This window comes from Allobosea sp. 117, assembly GCF_000702305.1.
Lineage (GTDB): Bacteria > Pseudomonadota > Alphaproteobacteria > Rhizobiales > Xanthobacteraceae > Ancylobacter.
Map to the genome: position 1 here is coordinate 272,564 of NZ_JNLC01000013.1, position 24,539 is coordinate 297,102.

The window sequence follows — 24,539 nt, forward strand, 5'->3', positions numbered from 1 at the left end:
GGAAGGGCGATGCTGGCGCCCGGCGTAGACGCGGTGCCGGGCGCCGTCAACGGGCAGCCTCGGCGTGCCCGCCCGTCTCGGCCGCGGCGGCGCAACGGGCGCAGGCGCCGGCGATCTCGATGACGCGGGTGCGCGGGGTGAAGCCGGCGGCGCGCGTCGCCCAGGCGAGGTCGCGGCCGACCGCGTGCGAGGCGACCTCGGCGGTAGCGCCGCATGTCTCGCAGATCAGGAAGACCACGACGTCGTCCGCCGCATGCTCGCGACCGCAGGCGATATAGGCGTTCCGGCTCTCCAGCCGGTGTGCGAAGCCTTCCGAGACGAGGAAGTCCAGCGCGCGATAGACCGACATCGGTGCCGGTTTGGGCGCCGGCTTGTCGGCGCCCTCGGCCGCGTTGCCGAGCCGCTCCACCAGCTCATAGGCGCCGAGCGGCAGATGGCTGTCGACCAGCTCCTCCAGCACGCGCCGGCGCAGCGGGGTCAGGCGGGCACCGCGCCCGTCGCAGCACGCCTCGGCCCGCGCTAGCGCTTCGGCGACGCAGGCGCTGTGATCGTGGTCATGTCCATAGGCGCCGGAGCGCGCGGGGCGGTTCATCTCCATAGGGAGAATATAGCCTCTGGCCGGTCCGGACGCCATGTTCGCGCGCTTTTTCGCAACTGCGAGCTGGGTTCGTGACGGATCGGCGGTCGCCGCGCGATAGCACCTTGTGGCCCCGAAATCGGCCGGGCAGGATGTTACCGCGGGATCATTCAAGGGGGGATATCATGCGGTTCCTGAAGCTCGTTATGGTGGCGGCGCTCGCCTTGCCTTTGGCGGCGTGTTTCGAAGGTCCGGCGGGCCCCGCCGGTCCGAAAGGCGATACCGGCGCCCAAGGGCCGGCGGGACCGGCAGGCCCTGCGGGGCCGGCGGGCGCGACCGGTCCTGCCGGCGTGGCCGGAGCAGCCGGTCCGGCCGGTCCGGCAGGCGAACCCGGTGCCGCAGGCGCGGCTGGTCCGGCAGGCCCGGCGGGATCCTCGCAGATCGCGGTGCGCAGCGTCGAATGCACGTCGACCGGCTGTATCAATAGCTGCGAGGAGGGCGAGGCGCTGATCGGGGGCTATTGCCTCAACCGCGAACGCGGCCTCCAGCACATCGCCTCCTTCGTGGCGGGCGAGGGCAAGAGCCTCGTCGAGTGCGAGCATCAGGTGAAGCAGGTGGTGGCGGTCTGCCTCAAGCAGCCTTGATCGCCGCCTGTTGCGCTGCAAGATTTTGCGGCGCAAGGTCCTCACTCGAGGCGTGACCTTGTCGTTGCAGCCGCCGGCTAGCTTCAGGCGGCGGCCGTCGGCCGCTTGTCTTCATTACACAGGAATCCGGACATGTCGTTGAAGGGAAAGACCTCCGTTGTCACCGGTTCGACCAGTGGCATCGGGCTCGCCATCGCTCGCGCTCTGGCGGCGGAAGGCACGAATGTGGTGATCAACGGCTTCGGCGATCCGGCGGCGATCGAGAAGGAGCGCGCGGGCATCGAGAGCGAGTTCGGCGTGAAGGCGGTCTATTCCGCCGCCGACCTGACCAAGGGCTCGGAATGCGCCGCGCTGGTGAAGTTCGCCGAGGACACGTTCGGCTCGGTCGACGTGCTGGTGAACAATGCCGGCGTGCAGCACGTCTCGCCGATCGAGGAGTTCCCGGACGACAAGTGGGACCTCATCATCGCGCTGAACCTCTCGGCCGCCTTCCACGCCATCAAGGCCGCGGTGCCGGGCATGAAGGCGCGCAAATGGGGCCGCATCATCAACACCGCCTCGGCGCACGCGCTGGTCGCCTCGCCCTTCAAGTCGGCCTATGTCTCGGCCAAGCACGGCATCGCCGGCCTCACCAAGACGGTGGCGCTGGAGACGGCGACCTTCGGCATCACCTGCAACGCCATCTGCCCCGGCTATGTGTGGACGCCGCTCGTCGAGAAGCAGATCCCCGACACCGCCAAGGCGCGCGGCATGACCGAGGAGCAGGTGAAGCGCGACGTGCTGCTCGCCGCCCAGCCGACCAAGGAATTCGTGACCGTCGAGGAAGTGGCGGCGCTCGCCGTGTTCCTCGCCTCGGACGCCGCGCGGTCGATCACCGGCTCGCTGCAGCAGATCGACGGCGGCTGGGTCGCCGAGTGAGCCGAGGCGGGTGAGCTGAAGGAGGACGGCCATGGCCGAGAGCGAGAAGCCGAAGCGCGCCGGCAGGCCCGCCACCAGGGCGGCGGCGACGTCCGCGCCGGCCGAGGTGGCGCCTGTCGCGTCCACCGCCGCCAAGGCGGCACCCGTCCCGGTGACACCGGCGGCAAAGGCGAAGGCAGCCACGCCGGCCGAGGCCGCCCCTTCCATGCCGGCTCCGGTACGGGCGGCGAATGCTCCGACCAAGGCCCCGGCCGCTGCGAAGAAGCCGTCCGCGCCCAAGGCGGTCCCCGTGCTGGCCACACCAAAGACGACGGCGGCCGGGTCGGCCGCCGTCATGGCGAAAGCGAGCGCGCCGGAGGCTCCGGCCGCGACGCCGCCCGCCAAGACGTCGCCCGCCAAGGCACCGGCGAAGAAGGCTCCCGTCCGCAAGCCGGCCGCGGCGGCATCGGCCGCTCCCAAAGTCGTTGCTGCCAAGGCCGCCGACACCAAGGTTGCCGAGGCCAAGCCGGCGGTGGAGACGGTGGCGAGCGCGCTTGCGGTGCACGGGCCGGCCGGCGCCGAGGCGGTGAAGCAGGACGCCGCGCCGAAAGCGGCGAAGCCGGCGCGCGGCAACCGCAAGCTGATCAATCTCGGGCTTCAGGGCGGCGGCGCGCATGGCGCCTTCACCTGGGGCGTGCTCGACCGGCTGCTGGAGGACGGGCGCATCGAAATCGAGGGCATTTCCGGCACCAGCGCCGGGGCGATGAACGCGGCGGTGCTGGCCTCCGGCCTCGCGCGCGGCGGCAATGAGGGCGGGCGCGAGGCGCTCAACAATTACTGGCGCGCGGTCTCCAAGGACGGGCGCACCAGCCCGCTCCAGCGCACGCTGCTCGACCGGCTGATGGGCAACTGGTCGCTCAACGCCAACCCGGCCTATGTCGCGCTCGACGTGATGAGCCGGTTCTTTTCGCCCTACGATCTCAACCCGCTCAACATCAACCCGCTGATGGACCTCATCGCCGAGCACGTCGATTTCGACGCGGTGCAGTCCTGCTCGCACGTGCACGTCTTCGTGTCCGCGACCAACGTGCACACCGGCAAGGTGCGGGTATTCTCGAAGAAGGAGCTGACGCCGGACGCCATCATGGCCTCCGCCTGCCTGCCTTTCATGTTCCAGGCGGTGGAGATCGACGGCGTGCCCTATTGGGACGGCGGCTATATGGGCAATCCCGCGCTGTTCCCCTTCTACGACGCGGTGCGGACCGACGACATCGTGCTGGTGCAGATCAACCCGATCATCCGCCGCGACACGCCGAAGACCGCCCGCGACATCAACAACCGGATGAACGAGATCACCTTCAACGCCTCGCTGCTGGCGCAGTTGCGCGCCGCCGAGTTCGTCGGCCGCCTGCTCAAGCAGGGCAAGCTCGAACTGAAGGGCGACGGCGTCGATGGCTACCGCAACCTGCGCATCCATCGCATCGACGGCGCCGAGAAGCTGATCGCGCTCGACGCCTCGACCAAGATGAACGCCGAGTGGGAGTTCCTCGTGCATCTGCGCGAGATCGGGCGCGAGGCCGCCGACCGCTTCCTGGAGCATCATTTCGACGATATCGGCGTGCGCTCGACACTGGACGTGAAGGACGAGCTGACGAAGAACTGAGGTTCAGCCGAGCCGGCCTGTCACGAAGCGCACGCGCTCCTCGATGCCGGCGAGCGGCAGTGGCACCAGCTCGTAGCCGAGCCCGGCATAGACCTCGGCCAGCGCGGCATGGGTCGCCTGCGCCTGCACGAAGCTCTGCACCCGCTCGGCGTCATGGGCATAGATCGCTTCCCAGGGCGGCGCGATGAAGACGCGCCGGTGGTAGCGATACCGCCTCGCCGCGCGTTCCATATGCGCGGGAGCCGCGATGCCGCAGAGCTTCAGATAGCCGAGCACGTCGGGAACGCCGCGGTCGAACAGCACCGGGCCGGCGCCGGCCGCCGCCTCGCGCCACGAGCGCAGCTCCCAGCCGAGCATCTGCTCGGCGAAGGCAAGCGGGTCGCGCGAGGGCAGGGCGGGGCCGTCGATCTCCTGCTGGTCCCGGATGATGGCCCGTCCGCCCTCCGGCATGGTGCGGAAGCCGGCCGCCGCCAGCGCGGCGAGCAGCGTCGTCTTTCCCGAGCCGGGGCCGCCGGTGAAGACGACGAAGCGGTCCGTGTCGGGGATCGTCATCATGGTGTCTCCCTGCTGGTCCGGCGCCCCCTCGACGGAGCGGCGGATTTGTGGTGAGCAACGGGCATGAACGCGCCCGATCCAAACGCGCCCGTATCGCCCGCGCCTGCGCTCGATATCGCCGCCCGGCTGCTGCACCGGGACGGCATGCTCCTCGTCATCGACAAGCCGGCCGGTCTGCCGGTGCACAAGGGTCCGAAGGGCGGCGAGACGCTGGCCGACCATCTCGACGCGCTGCGCTTTGGTCTGCCGCGCGCGCCGGAGCTGGCGCACCGGCTCGACAAGGACACCTCGGGCTGCCTCGTGCTCGGCCGCCACCGCGCGGCGCTCGCCGAGCTCGGCCGGGTGTTCCGCGAGGGCAAGGTCGGCAAGACCTACATCGCCGTGGTGCGGGGCGTGCCGACGGAGACGCAGGGACGCATCGCGCTGAGGCTCGCCAAGCGCTCGCCACATCGGGGCTGGTGGATGGCGGTCGACCCCAAGGGGCAGGAGGCGATCACCGAATGGTTGCTGCTGGCGGCGGGCGAGGGGCTCGCGGTGCTGGCACTGTCGCCGCTGACCGGGCGCACGCATCAGCTTCGCGTGCATCTCGACGCGATCGGCCACCCCATCCTCGGCGATTCCATCTATGGCGGCGCCTCGCGCCTGCCGGGCGGGCCGCGGCTGCATCTGCATGCGCGCCGGCTCGTGCTGCCGCGGGCGAAGGGCAGGGAGCCGCTCGACATCCGCGCGCCGCTGCCCCCGCATATGCTGGCGACACTCGACGCCGCCGGCCTCGACGCGCAGGCCGTCACGCAGGCCGCCGACGCGGCGGTATTCTCGAAGCTTGCCGGCGTGCCGGAAGATTAGCCCGCCAGCGGGTCCCGGCGTTAGCGCGCCAGCGCGCGGGCGAGGCGTGCGCCGACCTGGGCGCAGCCGATCAGCCCGGGCGTCGGGTGGACGATGACGCTGACCGGGGTGGCGACGAGGCGCCCCTCATGGGGCGGGTGCTCCTCGAACGCCTCGCGGAACGGGGAGTCGTTGAAGAAGGCGGCGAGCGCCGCCGAGACGCCGCCGGCTAGGAACACGCCGCCGCGCGCGTCGATGGTGAGCGCGAGGTCGCCGGCGATGCGGCCAAACAGGCGCAGGAACACCCGGCAGGTCTCCAGCGCACCGTCCTCGCCGCGCCGCGCCGCTGCGATCACGTCCTCCGGCGCCAGCGTCTCGCCGGCGAACAGCGCGTGGATGCGCGCGAGCCCCGAGCCGGAAAGCGCATGCTCGACCACCACCGGGCCGAGCTCGCGCGCCAGATGGGCGACGAGGCGCGCCTCCTCGGCATTGGTGGCGCCGAGCCGGGCGCGCCCGCCCTCGCCGGTGAGGGCGCGCAGCGTGCCGCCGGTCCGGATCAGCCCGGCGACGCCGAAGCCGGTGCCGGGCCCGCAGACCAGCATCGGCGCGCGCGGATCGGCATGGCCGCCGCCGACCGTCACGAGATCGGCTGCGGTGAAGGCCGGCACGCCATAGGCGAGCGCCTCGAAATCGTTCATCGCGACGAAGCGCGTCCAGCCGAAGCGGCGGCGGATCGCGCGCTTGGAGAAGGACCAGCCGCGATTGGTGAGCCGCACATGGTCGCCATCCGCCGGACCCGCTACCGCCAGCATGACGCCGCGTATGGCCGCCGCCACCTCCGGCTCGCGGGCGGCGAGGTCCGCCTCGATCAGCGCCTCGAAGCCCGGGAAGGCGTCGTTGCGATAGATGCGCGGATCGGTCGGCACGCCGTCGGTGCCGACGGTGGCGAGCCGGGCGGAGGTGCCGCCGACATCGGCGACGAGAACGGAATGCAAGGGGGAGGCGGAGGCGTCGGTGGACAGCATGTACGGGCCGTGCGGCAGGGGGACGGGTGGAGGTTTGTTCGGGCGGCACTGTGCGGAGCTTGCGCGGGCGGCGCAAGCGGACGGGTGTGATCCTCCCGTCAAGCGTCCGGGAGGCGGTTGCGTTCCCGGGCCGGGCGGCCTAACCCGGCAGGGATGAGCAAATCAGAGCGCAATCCGCCGCCGCGCGCCTCCCGCGCTCCGCAGGGGCATGACCGGGATGCGGCCCGCGAGCCGAATCCCTCCGCGCCGGCTGCCGGCCTCGATTCCCGCCGCGCCGCCGTGGCCGCGATCGAGGCCGTGCTGGGCAAGGGCCGTCCGCTGGAGGAGACGCTGGAGCGGCTGACCCGCGATTTCGAGCCGCGGGACCGCGCGCTGGCGCGGATGATCGCGGCGAGCGTGCTGCGCCGCCTCGGCTCGCTGCGCGCGCTGCTCGGCGGGCTGCTCGACAAGCCGCTTCCCGAGCGGGCGCGCCGGGCCGAGACGCTGCTGCTGGTCGGCGCGGCGCAGGTGCTGCTGATGGACGTGCCGGACCATGCGGCGGTCGCCACCAGCGTCACGCTAGCCGGCGAGGAGGCGGCGAGCGCCGGCTACAAGGGGCTGATCAACGCCGTGCTGCGTCGGATCGCGCGAGAGGGCACGGAGCGCTTCGCCGCGCTCGACGGCGCCGGTCTCGATCTGCCGGAATGGCTGATGGCCGGCTGGGTCGCGACCTATGGCGAGGCGACGGCGCGGCGCATGGCGCTTTCGCTGCTCACCGAGGCGCCGCTCGACCTCACCGTGCGCGCCGACCCGGAGCTCTGGGCCGAACAGCTCGGCGGGCGGGTGCTGCCGACCGGCTCGGTGCGCCTCGCCGACGCCGGCAACGTGACCGCGCTGCCGGGCTTTACGGACGGCGCGTGGTGGGTGCAGGACGCCGCCGCGGCGCTGCCGGCCCGGCTGCTCGACGTCCGGCCGGGCATGAGCGTCGTCGATCTGTGCGCGGCGCCGGGCGGCAAGACCGCGCAGCTCGCGCTCGCCGGGGCGCGCGTCACCGCCGTCGACCGCTCCGGCCCGCGCCTGCGGCGGCTCGCGCAGAATCTCGCGCGTCTCGATCTGGAGGCGGCGATCGTCGAGGCCGACGCGACGAACTGGACAGCGCCGCCTTTCGAGGCGCTGCTGCTCGATGCGCCCTGTTCCTCGACCGGCACGCTGCGCCGCCATCCCGACGTCGCCTGGACCAAGATGCCGGACGACATCGCCAGCCTCGCGGCGCTGCAGGAGCGGCTGCTCGATCATGCGGTCGAACTCGTCGCCCCGGGCGGCCTCATGGTCTATTCGACCTGCTCGCTGGAGCCGGAGGAGGGCGAGCGCCAGATCGAGCGGTTGCTGGAGCGCCGCTCGGAGTTGGAACGGGTGCCGGTGACGGCGGGCGAGTGCGGCATCGCGCCGGAATGGATCAACGCGGCGGGCGAGGTGCGCACGCTGCCCTGCCACCTTCCCGACCCTGACCCGCGCCTCTCCGGGCTCGACGGCTTCTTCGCCGCGCGGCTGCGCCGGCGGCAGGGTTAACTTTATTTAAATGCCTCCGAAGGCTTCCTCGACCAGGTGGAAACATCTGCTCGATGCGAAAACGGCTCCGATTCGGGAGCTTGATTTCCCAAATCGCACGGTTCGCTCCGAGCCGCGCGGAACGGGCCTCGGGTGCCCTGGTACGGTTGGCCGTGTTGGATCGCTTGTTTAAGCTGCCCGACCTCGGACGGATAGTCCGGATCGATGCGCTGTCAGGGGGAGCGGCATCCATGTCCCGCGAGGCCTACGCGGAACGTGCGCGGCTGGCCCTGTTCGTCACGGGCTTCGGGTGGCGCACGCTGCGCGCGCGGGCGATGGCGCATCCCTTCTTCCCGTGGCGGGTCTCCGCTATTCCGGTGCCCGCGCGCCTGCTGATCGCGCCGCACGAACTGCGCACCGGCGATCCCACCCGCGCCACCGAGATCTATTCCGGCCGCTTCGCCTTCGCCGGCAAGATCGTGATGGCGGAGGGGCGCTCGCCCTTCGACATCCCGCATCCCTCGCGCGAATGGGGCGAGGTGCTGCTCTCCTTCTCCTGGCTCCGCCATCTGCGCGCCGCCGACACCACCATCTCGCGCGCCAATGCCCGCGCGCTGGTGAGCGACTGGATCGCGACGCGCGGTCACCGCAATCCGGTCGCGGCGCGCCCGGAGGTGGCGGCGCGGCGGCTCATAAGCTGGCTGTCGCAGGCGCCGCTGGTGCTGCAGGACGCCGACAAGGCGTTCCACAACCGCTTCATCCGCAGCCTGACCACGCAGGTGCGCTATCTGAAGGGCGTCGGTTCGGATGCGCGCGACGGCTATCCGCGCCTCATCTCGGCGATCGCGCTGTGCCTTGCCGGGCTATGCATGGCCGACCAGGCGCGGCTGCTGCGCTTCGCGCAGAAGCGCCTCGTCGAGGAGCTCGACCGGCAGGTACTGCCGGACGGGGGGCACATCAGCCGCAATCCGCGCACGCTGATCGAGCTGCTGCTCGACCTGCTGCCGCTGCGCCAGGCGTTCCACGCGCGGCACATGCCGCCGCCGCCGGCGCTGCTCAACGCCATCGACCGTATCATGCCGATGCTGCGCTTCTTCCGACACGGCGACGGCACCTTCGCGCATTTCAACGGCATGGGGCCGACGCCGGCGGATTCGCTCGCCACCGCGCTCGCCTATGACGATGCGCGCGGGTCGCCGGTCGCCAATGCGCCGCATTCCGGCTATCAGCGGCTGGAGGCCGGCGGCACGGTGATGATCGCCGATACCGGCCGCCCGCCGCCGATCTCGGTGAGCAGCGACGCGCATGCCGGCAGCCTCTCCTTCGAGCTGTCCTCGGGGCGCAACCGCCTCGTCATCAATTGCGGCACGCCGGAATCGAACCGCGATTCCTGGCGCACCGCGGCCCGGCAGACGGCGGCGCATTCCACCGCGGCAATCGAGGACACCTCGTCCTGCCGCTTTGTCGGCGACGGCGCCGTCACGCGGCTGTGCGGCACGCCGGTGATCGAGGGGCCGGCGGAGATCGGCGTCGACCGCTTCGAGCACGAGGGCGCGCAGATCGTGCGCGCCAGCCATGACGGCTATCGCCGCCGTTTCGGGCTGGTGCATCAGCGGGCGTGGCGGCTGTCTCTCGACGGGCGGCGTCTCGACGGCGAGGACGTGTTCCAGCCCGCCTCCGAGGAGGCGCAGGGCGGCAGCCGGGCCGGCAGCTTCACCATCCGCTTCCACCTCCACCCGTCGGTGACCGCCAGCCGCATCTCGGACGGCCCCATGGTGCTGCTGGCGCTGCCGGGCGGCGAGCGCTGGGTGTTCTCCGCGCCGAACGCCGAGGTCGAGATCGAGGAGAGCGTGTTCCTCGCAGCCAGCGGCGGCCCGCGCCGCTGCGAGCAGATCGTCGTCACCGGGCAGATACAGACGATGCCGCGGCTGGTCTGGACCTTCATGCGGGCGGAGGCGAGCCAGCTCTGAAGCGGGGGGCTATCGTCCCGGATTGTCGGCCAGCCCATGCCGCTCCGCGCCCCGCACGCGGCTGCGTGGCGCGGCATGCGGTTCACCTTGAGGCCGTGACGTGATAGGGCGGCGTCTTCCGCATGCCCTGACATCCGAGACCCCGCCATGCCCGACGCCGCGTCCGCCGATCTGCGCCCCATCCGGCGCGCCCTCCTGTCGGTCTCCGACAAGTCGGGGCTCGTGCCCTTCGCGACGCGTCTCGTCGAGGCCGGGGTCGCGTTGATCTCGACCGGTGGCACGCGCAAGGCGCTGGCCGAGGCGGGGCTGCCGGTCACCGACGTCGCCGACGTCACCGGCTTTCCCGAGATGATGGACGGGCGGGTGAAGACGCTGCACCCGATGGTGCATGGCGGCATCCTCGCCATCCGCTCCGATGCGGGGCACAGGGCGTCGATGGAGGCGCACGGCATCGCGCCGATCGACCTCGTGGTGGTCAATCTCTATCCCTTCGAGGCGACGGTGGCGGCGGGCGCCGGCTTCGACGACTGCATCGAGAACATCGACATCGGCGGGCCGGCGATGATCCGCGCCGCCGCCAAGAACCACGACGACGTCGCGGTGGTGGTCGATCCCGCCGATTATGACGCGGTGCTCGGCGAGATCGCGGCGCAGGGCGGCACCACGCGGGCGACGCGCCGGCGCCTCGCGCAGGCCGCCTTCGCGCGCACCGCGACCTATGACGCGGCGATCTCCAACTGGTTCGCGCAGGCGATCGGGGAAGACACGCCGCCCCGCCGCGCCTTCGGCGGCGCTCTCGCCGAGAAGCTGCGCTATGGCGAGAATCCGCACCAGCTCGCCGGCTTCTATGTCGGCGGCGCGGCGCGGCCCGGCGTCGCCACCGCCCGACAGCTTCAGGGCAAGGCGCTGTCCTACAACAATCTCAACGACACCGACGCCGCCTTCGAGGCGGTCGCCGAGTTCGACCCGACCCGCGCGCCGGCGGTGGTCATCGTCAAGCACGCCAATCCCTGCGGCGTGGCCGAGGGTGAGACGCTGGAGGCGGCCTATCGCAAGGCGCTCGCCTGCGACCCGACCTCGGCCTTCGGTGGCATCGTGGCGCTGAACCGCACGCTCGACGCCGAGGCGGCGCGGGCCATCGTCGAGATCTTCACCGAGGTGATCGTCGCTCCCGACGCCACCGAGGAGGCCATCGCCATCGTCGGCGGCAAGAAGAACCTGCGCCTCCTGGTCACCGGCGCGCTGCCCGATCCGCGCGGCGCCGGGCTGCAGGTGAAATCGCTGGCCGGCGGGCTGCTGGTGCAGACCCGCGACAATGCCGTGGTCGACGACATGGAGCTGAAGGTCGTCACCAAGCGGGCGCCGACCAATGCCGAGCTCGCCGACCTCGCCTTCGCCTTCCGGGTGGCCAAGCACGTGAAGTCGAATGCCATCGTCTATGCGAAGGACCTCGCGACGGTGGGCATCGGCGCCGGGCAGATGAGCCGGGTCGATTCGGCGCGCATCGCGGCGCGCAAGGCCCAGGACGCGGCGGCCACGGCCGGCCTCGCCGAGCCGCTGACCAAGGGCTGCGTCGTCGCTTCCGACGCCTTCTTCCCCTTCGCCGACGGGCTGATGACGGCGGTCGAGGCGGGCGCCACCGCGGTGATCCAGCCGGGCGGCTCGATGCGCGACAACGAGGTGATCGCCGCCGCCGACGCCGCCGGCGTCGCCATGGTGTTCACCGGCGTGCGCCATTTCCGGCACTGAGCCGGAGCGCCCGGACGCACGGCCGTCCCGGCCGAGCGGAAGCGGAGCCGGAATCGCTCGCCGCGGATGCGCTACGCAAACACGACGATCCCGGACACGGCCTCGCGGCCGTTCCGGGATGACGTCTCGTTCCGAAGGCGGTCCGCTCAGAACCGGTAGGTGACGCCGAGGCCGACGATCCACGGGTCGAGGTCGGCGGTGCCGGTCAGAGGCGTGCCATTCACGGTCACGTCGAAATCGGGCTTCAGGAAGAGCTTCTTGACGTCGACGTTGATGCCCCAGTGCTGGTCGAGCATGTAGTCGAAGCCGATCTGCAGCGCCCAGCCGAAGGTGTCCTTCACGTCCAGCGAATCGGCGCTGCCGGTACCCTCGTCGAAGAAGACCGTGTAGTTGATGCCGGCGCCGATATAGGGCTTGAACGCGCCGAAATTGGTGAAGTGGTACTGGAAGGTCAGCGTCGGCGGCAGCAGCCAGACATCGCCGATCTTGCCGAGGCCGGAGAGCGAGCCGCCGCCGTCGATGTCGTGCGGGGTGACGCCGAGGATCAGTTCGGCCGCGAAGTTCTCGGTGAAGTAGTAGGTGATGTCGAGTTCCGGCACCACCGAGTTCGAATAGCTCAGGTCAGAGCCAGGAACGCCGTCGACCGAACCGCCGTCATGCGGCAGCACGGCGAGCGCGCGCACGCGGATCTGCCACGGGCTCGGCGCCTCGATCACCGGGGCCGGCGCCTTCACCGGCATCGACGCGATATCGGCGGCAGAGGCACCGCCCACCATGCCAGACGCCAGCGTCGCCGCCGCCAGAACCGACATCCCCAAAAGCCTTGCAGACATTGCTGCACCCCCGTTAGCCGTCAATTGTTTATGAATGTATCTGGCGCCGCCGCGTCCACCCTCCTCTTGATCCAGATCAACCCGCTGCCCTCGCGGCAGGCGAGGCCCGCATGTTCCTCACCGCATGTTGCGCCGCCGCAACAGATGCCGCCCTGCTGTCATCCGGCCGTCGGGTGTAAGGTGCAGGGATAGGCGCCAGCCGTTCATCCCGGCTCGGGCGTCGTGGGAGGAGAAAAGAATGGGTGTCGAAGGTTTCCTCGCGAGCGAGGACGAGCGGGCCGCGCGGCAATTGGTCGAGCAGGCCGACGTAATCCTCGATGCGACCGACGACGAGGTGCCGGTGCATTTCGCCGCGCGGCTGTTCGGGCGGGCGGTGGCGGAGGATGTGAGGCTCTACAGCGCGCACGAGCTGGCCGAGCTCGCCCGCGCGGCCTTCGCGCATCTCAAGCGGCGCACCACGCGCGGCGCCGACATCCGCGTCTTCCTTCCCGAGCCTGCCGATGGCGAGCGCCTCGGCGAGGTCACCGTCATTGAGATCCTGAACGACGACATGCCATTCCTGCTCGATTCGGCGATGGCGGAGCTGAACGCGCAGGGCCTTGTGGCCAGCCTGGTGGTGCACCCGATCCTGAAGGTGGAGCGCGATGCCGCCGGCACGCTGCACGGGCTCGCCGATACCGACGCCGGCCCGGCCGACCGCGCGCAGGACGCCCGCGCCCGGCGCGAGAGCCTGATCCACATCCATGTCGCCCGCATCGAGGACGAGGGCCGCCGGGAGACGATCGCCGCGGCGCTGGGCGAGGTGATGCGGGAGGTGCGCTCGGCGGTCGACGCATGGCAGCCGATGATGCGCCAGGTGACGCAGGCGGTGGAGGAATTGCGCGCCGCGCCCGGACCGGCCGACGAGGTGAGCGAGGCGGTCGCCTTCCTCGAATGGCTGCTCGCCGGCAACTTCACCTTCCTCGGCTGCCGCCATTACGACATTGCCGTTCCGGCGGGCGAGCGGGCCGATCTAGGCAGCTTCGTGCGCCGCATGGACGACGCGCTCGGGCTGCTGGCCGATTCGGAATTCCGGCTGTTCCGCCGCCCGGCCGACCCGGAAGGCGTCTCCGTCGACCTTTCCGACGTGCTGGGCGAGCCGAGCCCGCTGATCGTCACCAAGTCACGCACGCTCTCGCGCGTCCATCGCCGGGCGTGGATGGATGTCGTGGTTGTCAAGCGCTACGACGAGGCCGGCCGGATCGTCGGCGGGCTGTGCATCGCCGGCCTGTTCACCGTCACCGCCTATACCAGCTCGGCGCGCACCATTCCGCTGCTGCGCCGCAAGGTCGCCGACGTGCTCGCCCGCGCCGGCTTCGCACCGGAGAGCCATTCCGGGCGGGCGCTGGTGAAGGTGCTGGAGAGCTATCCGCGCGACGACCTGTTCCAGGTCGATCCGCCGACGCTCTACCATTTCGCGCTCGCCATACTCCAGCTCGACGAGCATCCGCGCGTGCGCGTGCTCTCGCTGCGTGAGCGCTTCGACCGCTTCGTCTCGGTGCTCGTCTTCGTGCCGCGCGACCGCTACGACAGCTCGGTGCGCGAGCGCATCGGCGCCTATCTCGCCGCCAGCTACGGGGGACGCCTAACCAGCTTCCGCCCGCTGTTCATGGAAGGCCCGCTCACCCGCGTTCACTTCAACATCGAGCGGATGAGCGAGCAGGCGCCCGACGTGCCGCGCGCCGAGCTGGAGGCACAGGTCTCCGCCATCATCCGCACCTGGGACGACGGGCTCTCCCGCGCCATCGGCCTCGTCTATCCGCCCGATCAGGCGGCGGCGCTGCGGCTGCGCTATGCCAGCGCCTTCCCCGCCGGCTACCAGGACGGCTATCCGCCGGAGGGGGCGCTCGCCGACATGCGGCTGATCGAGCGGCTGGGCGATGCGAAGCCGGTCGCGGTCGATTTCCACCGGCCGCCCGGGCTCGACCGACCGGACCGAAGCCGCGTCGCGCTTAAGGTGTTGAGCTACAAGGTGCCGCGTCCGCTCTCCGAGCGTGTGCCGCTGCTGGAGGCGATGGGCTTCGTCGTGGTCGACGAGCGCACCTTCACCGTGAAGCCGGCCGGCGGGGCGCCGGTCTATGTCCACGACATGGTGCTGGGCCGGCGCGGCGAAGGCGAGATCGCGCTCGACGTGCTGGAATCGCGCCTGCACGCCTGCCTCATGGCGGTGCTGACCGGCACGGCCGAGAGCGATGGCTTCAACGCGCTGGTGCTGAATGCCGGGCTCGGCTGGCGCGACGTCGCGCTCATTCGCACGCTCGCCCGCTATCTGCGGCAGGTCGGCGTGCCCTACAGCCAGGACTATCTCTGGGCGACGCTGAACGCGCATCCCGCCATCGCGGAGAAGCTGGTGGCGCTGTTCCACGCCCGGTTCGAGCTCGGGCCCGATGAGGGCCGCGCCGAGCGGCAGGCGACGATCCGCGCCGAGATCGAGACCGCGCTCGCCGACGTGCAGAGCCTCGACGAGGACCGCATGCTGCGGCGCTTCGCCAATCTGATCGAGGCGGCGCTGCGCACCAATTTCTTCCAGAACGGCCCGGACGGGCACCCGAAGGGGGCGATCGCCGTCAAGTTCGCCAGCGGCGAGGTCGAGGGCCTGCCGCTGCCGCACCCGCTGTTCGAGATCTTCGTCTATTCGCCGCGCGTCGAGGGCGTGCATCTGCGCTTCGGCCGGGTGGCGCGTGGCGGGCTGCGCTGGTCCGACCGGCCGCAGGACTTCCGCACCGAGGTGCTCGGCCTCGTCAAGGCGCAGCAGGTGAAGAACGCGGTGATCGTGCCGGTCGGCGCCAAGGGCGGCTTCGTGCCGAAGCAACTCCCGGCCGGCCCGCGCGAGGCGATCCAGGCGGAGGGGATCGAGGCCTACAAGCTGTTCGTCGGCAGCCTGCTCGACCTCACCGACGACATCGAGGGCGCCGAGATCGTGCATCCCAGCGAGGTGGTGCGGCACGATGCGGACGACCCCTATCTCGTCGTCGCCGCCGACAAGGGCACGGCGACCTTCTCGGACATCGCCAACGGCCTGTCGCAGGCGCGCGGCTTCTGGCTGGACGATGCCTTCGCCTCCGGCGGCTCGGTCGGCTACGACCACAAGGGCATGGGCATCACCGCCCGCGGCGCCTGGGAGGCGGTGAAGCGGCACTTCCGCGAGATGGATGTCGACATCCGTGTCACCCCCTTCACCGTGGTCGGCGTCGGCGACATGTCGGGCGACGTGTTCGGCAACGGCATGCTGCTGGAGGACACGATCAAGCTGGTCGCGGCCTTCGACCATCGCGACATTTTCCTCGATCCGAACCCGGATCCGGTCGCCTCGCTCGCCGAGCGCCGGCGGCTGTTCAACCTGCCGCGCTCGAGCTGGCAGGACTACGACAAGGCGCTGATCTCGGAAGGCGGTGGCGTGTTCTCGCGCGCGGCCAAGAGCATCCCGCTATCCCCGCAGGTGCGCGCCGCGCTCGGCTTCGACAAGGCGAGCGCCTCGCCCGCCGAGGTTATGAGCGCGATCCTGCGGGCGCCGGCCGATCTGCTCTGGTTCGGCGGCATCGGCACCTATATCCGCTGGTCCGGCGAGACCGACGCGCAGGTCGGCGACCGGGCGAACGACGCCATCCGCATCGCCGCCACCGAGGTTCGCGCCAAGGTGATCGGCGAGGGCGCCAATCTCGGCGTCACCCAGCGCGGGCGCATCGAGGCGGCGCGCCGGGGCGTACGGCTCAACACCGACGCCATCGACAACTCGGCCGGCGTGAACACCTCGGACGTCGAGGTGAACATCAAGATCGCGCTCGGCAAGCCCTATCGTGACGGGCGCCTCGACGCCGAGGCGCGTGCGGCGCTGCTCGCCGGCATGACCGACGAGGTGGCGGTGCTGGTGCTGCGCAACAACTACCTGCAGACGCTGGCGCTCTCGCTCGCCGAGCGGCGCGCGCTGGATGAGCTCGGCTTCCACCAGCGGCTGATGGCGAACCTCGAATCGCGCGGGCTGCTCGACCGCGCCGTCGAATTCCTGCCCTCGGATGTCGAGCTTACCGAGCGGCGCGGGCGCGGCGAGGCGCTGACCCGGCCGGAGCTCGCGGTGCTGCTCGCCTATGCCAAGCTTACCGCGCATTCCGACCTGCTCGACAGCGACGTGCCTGACGATCCTTATCTTGCCCACGAGCTGAAGGCCTATTTCCCGCTTGAGCTGAATGACCGCTTCCCGGACGGCGTCGACGGGCACCGGCTGCGCCGCGACATCATCGCGACCCAGCTCTGCAACGCCATGATCAACCATGGCGGGCCGGCCTTTCTGACGCGGCTCGCCGACGAGACCGGGGCGGATGCCGGCTCGATCGCCAAGGCGTTCGCGGCGACGCGGGACGGCTTCGACGTCGAGGGCCTCAACCGCTCCATCGACGCGCTGGACGGCAAGGTGCGGGGCGCGGTGCAGCTCGAGCTCTACGCCGCCGTGCAGGAGCTGGTGCTCGACCGCACCGTCTGGTTCCTGCGCAACGTCGATCTCAAGCGCAGCCTCGACGAGCTGGTGGCGCATTATGCCGCCGGCGTGGCACCGGTGGTCGACACGCTGCGCGGGGTGGTGCGCGACCTGCTGCCGGAGGAGACGCGCGCGCAGAACCAGGCGCGCGTCACCGGCTGGACGCAGGCCGGCGTGCCCGAGGAGCTGGCGCGTCGCATCGCCATGCTGCCCGCCGTGGAGAACTCGACCGACATCGTGATGATCGCCGACCGTGCCGGCGCCTCCATCTCCGATGTCGCGGCGACCTTCTTCGCGGTGGCGCTGAGCTTCCGGCTCGACCACATTCTCGGCCCGGCGCGGGCGCTCTCGGTGCCGGACTATTACGACCGGCTGGCGCTGGAGCGCGCCATCGCCTCCTTCGAGATCGCGGTGCGGCGCCTCACCGCCGAGGTGCTGGCAGGCTTCGGTCCGGGCGCCGCCGGCGTCGAGGGCTGGGCGCAGGCGCGCGGCGCCGAGGTCGAGCGTGCGCGCAACGCCGTGCACGAGATCGCCGGCTCGGGGCTGAGTGTCTCCAAGCTGTCGGTGGCGGCAAGCCTGCTTGGGGACCTGGTGAAGGGGTAGGTCCCCGTCATGGCCGGGCTCGTCCCGGCCATTGACGTTTCTGGTCGCCCTTGGGAGACGCGAATGCCCGGCACGAGGCCGGGCATGACGTCATTCGTGCGGGGACGATCTCCCGGCGCGGCTACGCCGCCCCGGCCTCGCGCTTGTTCTGGCGGTTGCTGATCAGGTCGTCGACCACGGCCGGGTCGGCCAGCGTCGAGGTGTCGCCAAGGCTGCCGAACTCGTCCTCGGCGATCTTGCGCAGGATGCGGCGCATGATCTTGCCGGAGCGGGTCTTCGGCAGGCCCGGCGCGAACTGGATGAGGTCGGGCGAGGCGATCGGGCCGATCTCCTTGCGCACCCAGACGACAAGCTCCTTGCGCAGCTCCTCGGTCGGCGCCTCGCCGGCCATCAGCGTCACATAGGCGTAGATGCCCTGGCCCTTGATGTCGTGCGGATAGCCGACCACGGCGGCCTCGGACACCTTCGGATGGGCGACAAGGGCGCTCTCCACCTCGGCGGTGCCCATGCGGTGGCCGGAGACGTTGATCACGTCGTCGACGCGCCCGGTGATCCAGTAATAGCCGTCGGCGTCGCGCCGGCAGCCGTCGCCGGTGAAATACTTGTTCGGATAGGCCGAGAAATAGGTCTGCATGAAGCGGTCATGGTCGCCGTAGACCGTGCGCATCTGGCCGGGCCAGCTATCGGCGATGACGAGGTTGCCCTCGCAAGCACCCTCCAGCACATGGCCTTCGGCATCCACCACCTGGGGCTGCACACCGAAGAAGGGCAGCGTCGCCGAGCCCGGCTTCAGTTTCATGGCGCCGGGCAGCGGGGTGATGAGGATGCCGCCGGTCTCGGTCTGCCACCAGGTGTCGACGATCGGGCAGCGCTCCTCGCCGACGACGCGGTGATACCATTCCCACGCTTCCGGATTGATCGGCTCGCCGACCGAGCCGAGCAGGCGCAGCGAGGCGCGGCTGGTCTTCTTCACCGGCTCGTCGCCGCCCTGCATCAGCGCGCGGATGGCGGTCGGCGCGGTGTAGAAGATGTTGACCTGGTGCTTGTCGATCACTTCCCAGAAGCGGGAGTTGGTCGGATAGTTCGGCACGCCCTCGAACATCAGCGTAGTGGCGCCGTTGGCGAGCGGGCCGTAGACGATGTAGCTGTGCCCGGTCACCCAGCCGACGTCGGCGGTGCACCAGTAGATGTCGCCCTCGTGGTAGTCGAAGACATACTGGTGCGTCATCGAGGCGTAGACGAGATAGCCGCCGGTGGTGTGCAGCACGCCCTTGGGCTGGCCGGTCGAGCCGGAGGTATAGAGGATGAACAGAGGGTCCTCGGCGTTCACATGCGTCGCCGGGCACTCGCTGGTCACGAGATCGGCCGCCTCGTGATACCAGACGTCGCGGCCGGGGGTCATGTCGACCGCGCCGCCGGTGCGCTTCACCACGATGACGTGGTCGACCCCGTCGGTCTTGGCGATGGCGGCGTCGACATTGGCCTTCAGCGGCACCTTGCGGCCGCCGCGCAGGCCTTCGTCGGCGGTGATGACGACCTTGGAATCGCAGTCGCGGATGCGGCTCGCGAGGCTGTCCGGCGAGAAGCCGGCGAACACCACCGAATGGATCGCCCCGAGCCGCGCGCAGGCCAGCATGGCGAAGGCGGCTTCCGGGATCATCGGCAGATAGATGGTGACGCGGTCGCCCTTCTCGACGTTGCGGTTGCGCAGCACGTTGGCGAAGCGGCAGACCTCGTCGTGCAGTTCCTGATAGGTGATGGTGCGCGACTGCGAGGGATCGTCGCCTTCCCAGATGATGGCGACCTGGTTGCCGCGCGTCTTCAGATGCCGGTCGATGCAGTTCCAGGCGACGTTGGTGACGCCGTCCTCGAACCATTTGATCGAAACGGCGCCCGGAGCGAAGGATGTGTTCTTCACCTTGGTGTAGGGCCGGAACCAGTCGATCCGCTTGCCCTCCTCGCCCCAGAAGGCCTCGGGGTCGGCGATCGAGGCGGCATAGCGGGCGCGGTAGCCGGCTTCGTCGAGATAGGCGCGTTTCGTCCAGACGGAGGGGACGTCGTAGACTTTCTCGGACATGGCGTTTCTCCCTTGCGCGCCGAGGGCGTCTGTCGTGGACAGCCCGTCTTGCATCGTGAGGGGATTATGGTCAGCACCCCGGCGCCCGACAAGGATGCACGGCGCGAGACTTTGGTCGTGCGATAAAGTGCTTATACGGCGCCCGAAACAGGCGATCCCGACCCGGGGAGCAGCCCCCCGTTCGACGCTGTGCCCGGCTCAGGCGCGGGGCCGCCAGACGGCGGTGCGCTTGATCTCGCTGTCCTCGAGTTCGCGCGAGACCGGCACGCCGTATTCCGCGAGACGCTCGAGCCGCTCGCGCGGCAGATAGGAGCGGCCCGGATCGCCGATCAGCACGCGCGCCCCGCGCCGGGCGAGACCTTCCATCCAGGCGAAGACGCGTCCCGCGAGATCGCGCTCATAGGCGATGTCGCCGGCGAGGACGACGTCCCAGCCGGCGTCGGTGCCGATGAGGTCGGCCGCGACGGGCTGGAGCAGGGCTGTCTCGTTGGCTTCCGCGTTCAGCCCGATCGCCGCGACGGCGAAGGCATCGATGTCGGCGGCGGTGACATGGCGCGCGCCGGCCTTCGCGGCGGCTATGGCGACCAGCCCGGAGCCCGAGGCGAAGTCGAGCACCCGCATGTCCCGCACCGTCTCGGGATGGTCGAGCACATAGCGTGCGAGCGCCTGACCGCCCGCCCAGGCAAAGGCCCAGAAGGGCGGCGGCAGGCCCATCGCGCCGAGCTCCTCCTCGGTGCGCTGCCAGATCGGCACCGCCTCGTCGGCGACGTGCAGGCTGATCTCCGGCACCAGCGGCACCGGGCGCAGCCGCGTCTCGGCGCGGATGAAGGCGGCGGGCGCGATCATAGCCGTCCCCGGAGCGCAGCGGCGCGGGGCGGCGATGGCGGGACGGCTCGCGGAGCGAGGCCGAGAAGCGTATGCTCGGATTTCTCGATGCCAGCCTCGCGCCGAAGGTGCCGCATGTCAGAGACGCTTCCACCTGTTCATGGCCGGCTGCCGATCCGGGCCGGGCTGGTTATCGGCCTTGCCCTGCTGAGCGCAAGTCCCGCGCTCCGGGCGGCGGAATCCGTACCCACGAAGATCGCCGTCTTCGATTTCGAGCTCAATGACCGCAGCGCCGGCGGCGGCGTTATCGCCGAGGACGCCAACGACCGGACCAACCTCAAGGCGGCGAGCGAGCTCGCCCGAAAGATGCTCGAAGCCTCCGGCCGCTACAGTACGGTCGATACCGCCGCCGCCGTGGCCGGCATCGCCTCGGCGGGCGGCGTGCGGGCCTGCAACGGGTGCGACTCGGCGCTCGCCCGCGATCTCGGCGCCGACCAGTCGATGGTCGGGCTGATCACCCGCGTGAACCGCACCGAATACACCATGCAGATCATGGTCCGCGACGCGCGGACGGGTGCCGTGGTCAGCAATGCGTTCACCGGCCTCAGGATGGGCGCCAACTATGCCTGGCCGCGCGGCGTCAAATGGCTGATGGACAACAGGCTGCTCGCGGCACCCCGCACACCGTGACAAGACCCGCTCAGCTCTTCGCGCCGGCCATCTCCAGCACGATCTTCCATTCCGCGTCGGTGACCGGCTGCACGGAGAGGCGGGAATATTTCAGCAACGCCATCTCGGCGAGGCGCGGCTCATCCTTGATAGCGGCGAGGCTCACCGGCTTCGGCAGCGGCTTCACCGCCTTGAGGTCGACCATGAAGAACTTGCCGGTCGGGTCGGAGGGGTCGGGGTACGCCTCCTTGATCACCTCGACGATGCCGACGATCTCCTTGCCCTCGTTGGAGTGGTAGAAGAACCCCTGGTCGCCGAGCTTCATGGCCAGAAGCTGCTGCTTGGCGAGGTGGTTGCGCACGCCGTCCCAGTGCGTGCCCTTGGCGCCGGCGGCGACCTGCATGTCCCAGGACCATTTGAAGGGTTCGGATTTGTAGAGCCAATGCGCCATGATTCGTCTATCTCGCTGTTCGCACTTACGTTTCGGCTTTCTGCGGGCGTGCCAGCAGTAGCCCGATCGCGGCGTCGATGTCGCGGCTTCCGGCCAGTACGCTCGCCACCGCCTCGGCGATCGGCATGTCGACGCCGCGCGCGCGCGCCATCTCGACCAGCGCGCCGGCGGTGAAGGCGCCCTCGGCGAGCCTGGTGCCGGCCTCGCCCGAGAAACGGCCGGTCTTCCCGATGTCGATGCCCAGCGCATAGTTGCGCGACTGCGCGGTGGAGGCGGTGAGGATGAGGTCGCCGAGGCCGGAGAGCCCGGTCAGGGTCTCGGTCCGCGCCCCGAAGGCCTTGCCGAACCGCATCAGCTCCGCGAAGCCGCGGGCGATCAGCGCCGCCCCGGCGCTGGCACCCAGAGCCCGGCCGGCGACGATGCCGGCGGCGATGGCGAGCACGTTCTTCGCCGCCCCGCCGATCTCGACGCCGCGCACGTCGTCGCTGTGATAGAGCCGGAAGGAGGGCGAGCCGAGCGCCGTCGAGAGCGCCTCGGCGAGGCCGAGATCCTGCGCGGCAAGGGTCACCGCCGTCGGCAGGCCGGCGGCGACGTCGGCGGCGAAGCTCGGACCGGAGAGGATCGCCGGCACCGCCGCCGGGCAGGCCTGCGCCACCACCTCGGTCATGAACTTCAACGTTCCGCGCTCGATTCCCTTGGCGCATGTGACCACCGGCGTGCCGGGCCTCACATGCGGCGCAAGGGCCTGAGCGGCCTGGCGGCTGGCTTGCGCGGGCACCACCAGCAGCACGACCTCGCAGTCGGCCAGCCGGTGCAGCGAGGCGGAGGGCGAGACCGACGGCGCCAGCTCGACGCCGGGCAAATGCCGCTCGTTGCGCCGCGTGCGCGCCATCTCGGCGATCGCGGCCTCGTCGCGCCCCCACAGCACCACCTCGCGGCCGGCGCGGGCGGCAGCGTTGGCGAGCGCGGTGCCCCAGGCGCCGGCGCCGGCGACGCCGAATCGGTTGAAGCGCTCGGGCATCAGTCGGTGGACTCGGAAGCAGGTCCGGCGGCGGGCGCGGCGGCAGGCTCGGCCAGCGGCCAGCGGGCGCGGGGCGGCACGTCGAGATCGTCGACGAGGCCGAGGGCGAGGCGCTCGGCGCCGGCCCAGGCGATCATCGCGCCATTGTCGGTGCAGAGCGCGGGCGGGGGCACGGCGAGCCTTGTGCCGGCATCCGCCGCGACCTTCTGCAGCGTGCGGCGGACCGCCTCGTTGGCGCCGACGCCGCCGGCGAGCACCAGCGCGTTCGGCTTCTCGCCGCGCTCGCGCATCAGCCGGAGCGCCGCGCGCACCCGGTCGGCGATCACCTCGACGATGGCGTGCTGGAAGGAGGCGCAGAGGTCGGCCACGTCCTGCTCGCTCAACGGCGCGATACGCATCGCCTCCTGCCGCACCGCGGTCTTGAGGCCGGAGAGCGAGAAGTCCGGCTCGCGCCGCCCCAGCATCGGGCGCGGCAGGGCGAAGCGCTCGGCATTGCCCCTCACCGCCGCGTTCTCCACCGCCGGTCCGCCCGGATAGGGCAGGCCGAGCATCTTGGCGACCTTGTCGAAGGCTTCCCCGATGGCGTCGTCGATGGTGCCGCCGAGCTTCACGTACTGGCCGATGCCGGTGACGCAGACGAGCTGGGTATGCCCGCCGGAGACCAGCAGCAGCAGATAGGGGAAGGGCACGGAATCGGTCAGCCGCGCGGTCAGCGCATGCGCTTCGAGGTGATTGACCGCGATCAGCGGCTTGTGGGCGGCGAGCGCGATCGCCTTGGCGGTGGTCAGCCCGACGATGACGCCGCCGATCAGACCCGGCCCGGCGGAGGCGGCGATGCCGTCGAGATCGGCCAGCGTCACGCCGGCCTCGCTGAGCGCCTGCGCCACGACCTCATCGAGCACCTCGACATGGGCGCGCGCGGCGATCTCCGGCACCACGCCGCCATATTCGGCATGGTCGGCGATCTGCGAGAGGATGACGTTGGAGAGGATTTCGCCGCTCGCATCGGGATGGCGGCGGATCACCGCGGCGGCGGTCTCGTCGCAGGTGGTCTCGATGCCGAGCAGCAGGAGGTCGCTCATCGCGGGTGCCGTGGCCTTGCGGGCGCGTGATGCGACCCGCCGTTGACTTTGCGGTCGGGCTGAGTGTTCTGGACCGCCCTGGAACCGCTATCATCGCTGACCATCATGACGCAATCGCTTCCCCGCCTCCGCATCGGCACCCGTGGCAGTCCGCTCGCCCTCTGGCAGGCCCATGCGGTGCGTGAGGCGCTGGTCTTGCGCCATGGCTGGCCGGAGGAAGCGGTGGCGATCGAGGTGATCCGCACGTCGGGCGACACCATCACCGACCGGGCGCTGGCGCTCGCCGGCGGCAAAGGGCTGTTCACCAAGGAGATCGAGGACGCGCTGCTCGACGGGCGCATCGACCTCGCGGTGCATTCCGCCAAGGACATGGCGACGCGGCTGCCGGACGGGCTGCACATCGCCGGCTATCTGCCGCGCGCGGATGTGCGCGATGCGCTGATCCTGCGCGAGGGGAACTCGCTCGACGACCTGCCGCCCGGCGCCAGGGTGGGAACCGCCTCGCTCAGGCGCGAGGCGCAGCTCAGGCGCCTGCGGCCCGACCTTCAGGTGTCGCTGCTGCGCGGCAATGTGCACACACGGCTCGCCAAGGTGGAGAACGGCACCTTCGACGGCACGCTGCTCGCCTATGCCGGGCTCTCCCGCCTCGGCCTCGCAGGGCGTGCCAGCGCGGTGCTCGACACCGATCTGTTCCTGCCGGCGGTGGGGCAGGGGGCGGTCGCCATCGAATGCCGCGCGGAGGACCCGCCGACCAACCTGCTGCTCGCCGCCGTGACCGACGCCGACACGGCGCTCGCCGTCTCGATGGAACGGGCCTTCCTCGCCGAGCTGGACGGCTCCTGCCGCACGCCCATCGCCGGCCTCGCGCAGGTCACCGACGACGAGATCAGCTTCCGCGGCATGCTGCTCGCCACCGACGGCAGCGCGGCCTTCGAGACGGCGCGGCGCGGCCCGCGCGCGGAAGCGGTGCGGCTCGGCGCGGATGCGGGGCGCGAGGTGCGCGCAGCGGCTCCGCCCGGCCTGATCCCGACCTAGC

At 70.7% G+C, this 24,539-nt stretch carries 19 protein-coding genes; 10 read left to right on the forward strand and 9 right to left on the reverse strand.

Annotated features, from left to right (window positions below; translation table 11 throughout):
- Positions 1 to 46: 46 nt before the first annotated feature.
- On the reverse strand, positions 47 to 598 hold the full coding sequence (locus tag U742_RS0112495) for a Fur family transcriptional regulator (protein WP_029353477.1): 552 nt from the start codon (positions 596 to 598) through the stop codon (positions 47 to 49).
- Between the two features lie 425 nt (positions 599 to 1,023).
- Between U742_RS0112495 and U742_RS23570 the strand changes: the two genes are divergently transcribed.
- The 3 genes from U742_RS23570 to U742_RS0112510 all read left to right on the forward strand — a co-directional run bounded on the left by U742_RS23570 (position 1,024) and on the right by U742_RS0112510 (position 3,781).
- Positions 1,024 to 1,221, forward strand: a complete 198-nt coding sequence (locus U742_RS23570) for a hypothetical protein (protein WP_248310347.1) — start codon at positions 1,024 to 1,026, stop codon at positions 1,219 to 1,221.
- Between the two features lie 132 nt (positions 1,222 to 1,353).
- Positions 1,354 to 2,139 (forward strand): 3-hydroxybutyrate dehydrogenase, encoded by a 786-nt coding sequence (locus U742_RS0112505; RefSeq protein WP_029353481.1) that lies wholly within the window; start codon positions 1,354 to 1,356, stop codon positions 2,137 to 2,139.
- A gap of 31 nt (positions 2,140 to 2,170) precedes the next feature.
- A complete protein-coding gene (locus U742_RS0112510) occupies positions 2,171 to 3,781 on the forward strand; it encodes a patatin-like phospholipase family protein (protein ID WP_248310348.1) in 1,611 nt (536 codons plus the stop codon).
- Between the two features lie 3 nt (positions 3,782 to 3,784).
- On the opposite strand, the gene U742_RS0112515 is transcribed toward U742_RS0112510, so the two are convergent.
- Positions 3,785 to 4,333, reverse strand: a complete 549-nt coding sequence (locus tag U742_RS0112515; protein ID WP_197028248.1) for an AAA family ATPase — start codon at positions 4,331 to 4,333, stop codon at positions 3,785 to 3,787.
- Between the two features lie 66 nt (positions 4,334 to 4,399).
- Here U742_RS0112515 and U742_RS0112520 point away from each other — a divergent pair, with 66 nt between their 5' ends.
- Positions 4,400 to 5,182, forward strand: a complete 783-nt coding sequence (locus U742_RS0112520; protein ID WP_029353487.1) for an RluA family pseudouridine synthase — start codon at positions 4,400 to 4,402, stop codon at positions 5,180 to 5,182.
- Between the two features lie 20 nt (positions 5,183 to 5,202).
- Here the strand turns inward: U742_RS0112520 and U742_RS0112525 are convergent, their stop codons facing one another.
- Positions 5,203 to 6,186, reverse strand: coding sequence for a glucokinase (locus U742_RS0112525; protein WP_029353489.1), 984 nt, complete (start codon positions 6,184 to 6,186; stop codon positions 5,203 to 5,205).
- A gap of 153 nt (positions 6,187 to 6,339) precedes the next feature.
- Between U742_RS0112525 and U742_RS0112530 the strand changes: the two genes are divergently transcribed.
- From U742_RS0112530 to purH, 3 genes are all read left to right on the forward strand, one after another.
- Positions 6,340 to 7,734, forward strand: coding sequence for an RsmB/NOP family class I SAM-dependent RNA methyltransferase (locus U742_RS0112530; RefSeq protein WP_081852974.1), 1,395 nt, complete (start codon positions 6,340 to 6,342; stop codon positions 7,732 to 7,734).
- A 230-nt stretch (positions 7,735 to 7,964) separates the two neighbouring features.
- Positions 7,965 to 9,683 carry a heparinase II/III family protein gene (locus U742_RS0112535; RefSeq protein WP_029353493.1) on the forward strand — a complete coding sequence of 573 codons (1,719 nt, stop codon included), beginning with the start codon at positions 7,965 to 7,967 and terminating at the stop codon, positions 9,681 to 9,683.
- A gap of 147 nt (positions 9,684 to 9,830) precedes the next feature.
- Positions 9,831 to 11,432 carry a bifunctional phosphoribosylaminoimidazolecarboxamide formyltransferase/IMP cyclohydrolase gene (gene purH / locus U742_RS0112540; protein ID WP_029353495.1) on the forward strand — a complete coding sequence of 534 codons (1,602 nt, stop codon included), beginning with the start codon at positions 9,831 to 9,833 and terminating at the stop codon, positions 11,430 to 11,432.
- Positions 11,433 to 11,578: 146 nt separating this feature from the next.
- Here the strand turns inward: purH and U742_RS0112545 are convergent, their stop codons facing one another.
- Positions 11,579 to 12,265 (reverse strand): OmpW/AlkL family protein, encoded by a 687-nt coding sequence (locus U742_RS0112545; RefSeq protein WP_029353497.1) that lies wholly within the window; start codon positions 12,263 to 12,265, stop codon positions 11,579 to 11,581.
- 238 nt (positions 12,266 to 12,503) lie between these two features.
- On the opposite strand from U742_RS0112545, the gene U742_RS0112550 reads away from it, so the two are divergent.
- Positions 12,504 to 17,378 carry an NAD-glutamate dehydrogenase gene (locus U742_RS0112550; RefSeq protein ID WP_029353499.1) on the forward strand — a complete coding sequence of 1,625 codons (4,875 nt, stop codon included), beginning with the start codon at positions 12,504 to 12,506 and terminating at the stop codon, positions 17,376 to 17,378.
- Between the two features lie 121 nt (positions 17,379 to 17,499).
- On the opposite strand, the gene acs is transcribed toward U742_RS0112550, so the two are convergent.
- Both acs and U742_RS0112560 read right to left on the reverse strand, forming a co-directional pair.
- Positions 17,500 to 19,455 (reverse strand): acetate--CoA ligase, encoded by a 1,956-nt coding sequence (gene acs, locus U742_RS0112555; protein WP_029353501.1) that lies wholly within the window; start codon positions 19,453 to 19,455, stop codon positions 17,500 to 17,502.
- Between the two features lie 198 nt (positions 19,456 to 19,653).
- The gene (locus tag U742_RS0112560; protein WP_029353502.1) at positions 19,654 to 20,301 is read right to left on the reverse strand and encodes a class I SAM-dependent methyltransferase; all 648 of its coding nucleotides are present in this window, start codon (positions 20,299 to 20,301) and stop codon (positions 19,654 to 19,656) included.
- Positions 20,302 to 20,415: 114 nt separating this feature from the next.
- On the opposite strand from U742_RS0112560, the gene U742_RS0112565 reads away from it, so the two are divergent.
- Positions 20,416 to 20,970, forward strand: coding sequence for a DUF3280 domain-containing protein (locus tag U742_RS0112565; RefSeq protein WP_051661123.1), 555 nt, complete (start codon positions 20,416 to 20,418; stop codon positions 20,968 to 20,970).
- A 10-nt stretch (positions 20,971 to 20,980) separates the two neighbouring features.
- On the opposite strand, the gene U742_RS0112570 is transcribed toward U742_RS0112565, so the two are convergent.
- Genes U742_RS0112570 through tsaD form a run of 3 tightly spaced genes read right to left on the reverse strand, consistent with a single transcriptional unit; the run spans position 20,981 to position 23,503 of the window.
- The gene (locus tag U742_RS0112570) at positions 20,981 to 21,400 is read right to left on the reverse strand and encodes an EVE domain-containing protein (protein ID WP_029353504.1); all 420 of its coding nucleotides are present in this window, start codon (positions 21,398 to 21,400) and stop codon (positions 20,981 to 20,983) included.
- A 25-nt stretch (positions 21,401 to 21,425) separates the two neighbouring features.
- Complete coding sequence (locus U742_RS0112575) at positions 21,426 to 22,421, reverse strand: NAD(P)H-dependent glycerol-3-phosphate dehydrogenase (RefSeq protein ID WP_029353506.1); 996 nt, start codon at positions 22,419 to 22,421, stop codon at positions 21,426 to 21,428.
- Positions 22,421 to 23,503 carry a tRNA (adenosine(37)-N6)-threonylcarbamoyltransferase complex transferase subunit TsaD gene (tsaD, locus tag U742_RS0112580; protein WP_029353507.1) on the reverse strand — a complete coding sequence of 361 codons (1,083 nt, stop codon included), beginning with the start codon at positions 23,501 to 23,503 and terminating at the stop codon, positions 22,421 to 22,423. Before tsaD ends, U742_RS0112575 begins: the two co-directional genes overlap by 1 nt.
- A gap of 105 nt (positions 23,504 to 23,608) precedes the next feature.
- On the opposite strand from tsaD, the gene hemC reads away from it, so the two are divergent.
- Complete coding sequence (gene hemC, locus U742_RS0112585) at positions 23,609 to 24,538, forward strand: hydroxymethylbilane synthase (protein ID WP_029353509.1); 930 nt, start codon at positions 23,609 to 23,611, stop codon at positions 24,536 to 24,538.
- Position 24,539 lies beyond the last annotated feature (1 nt).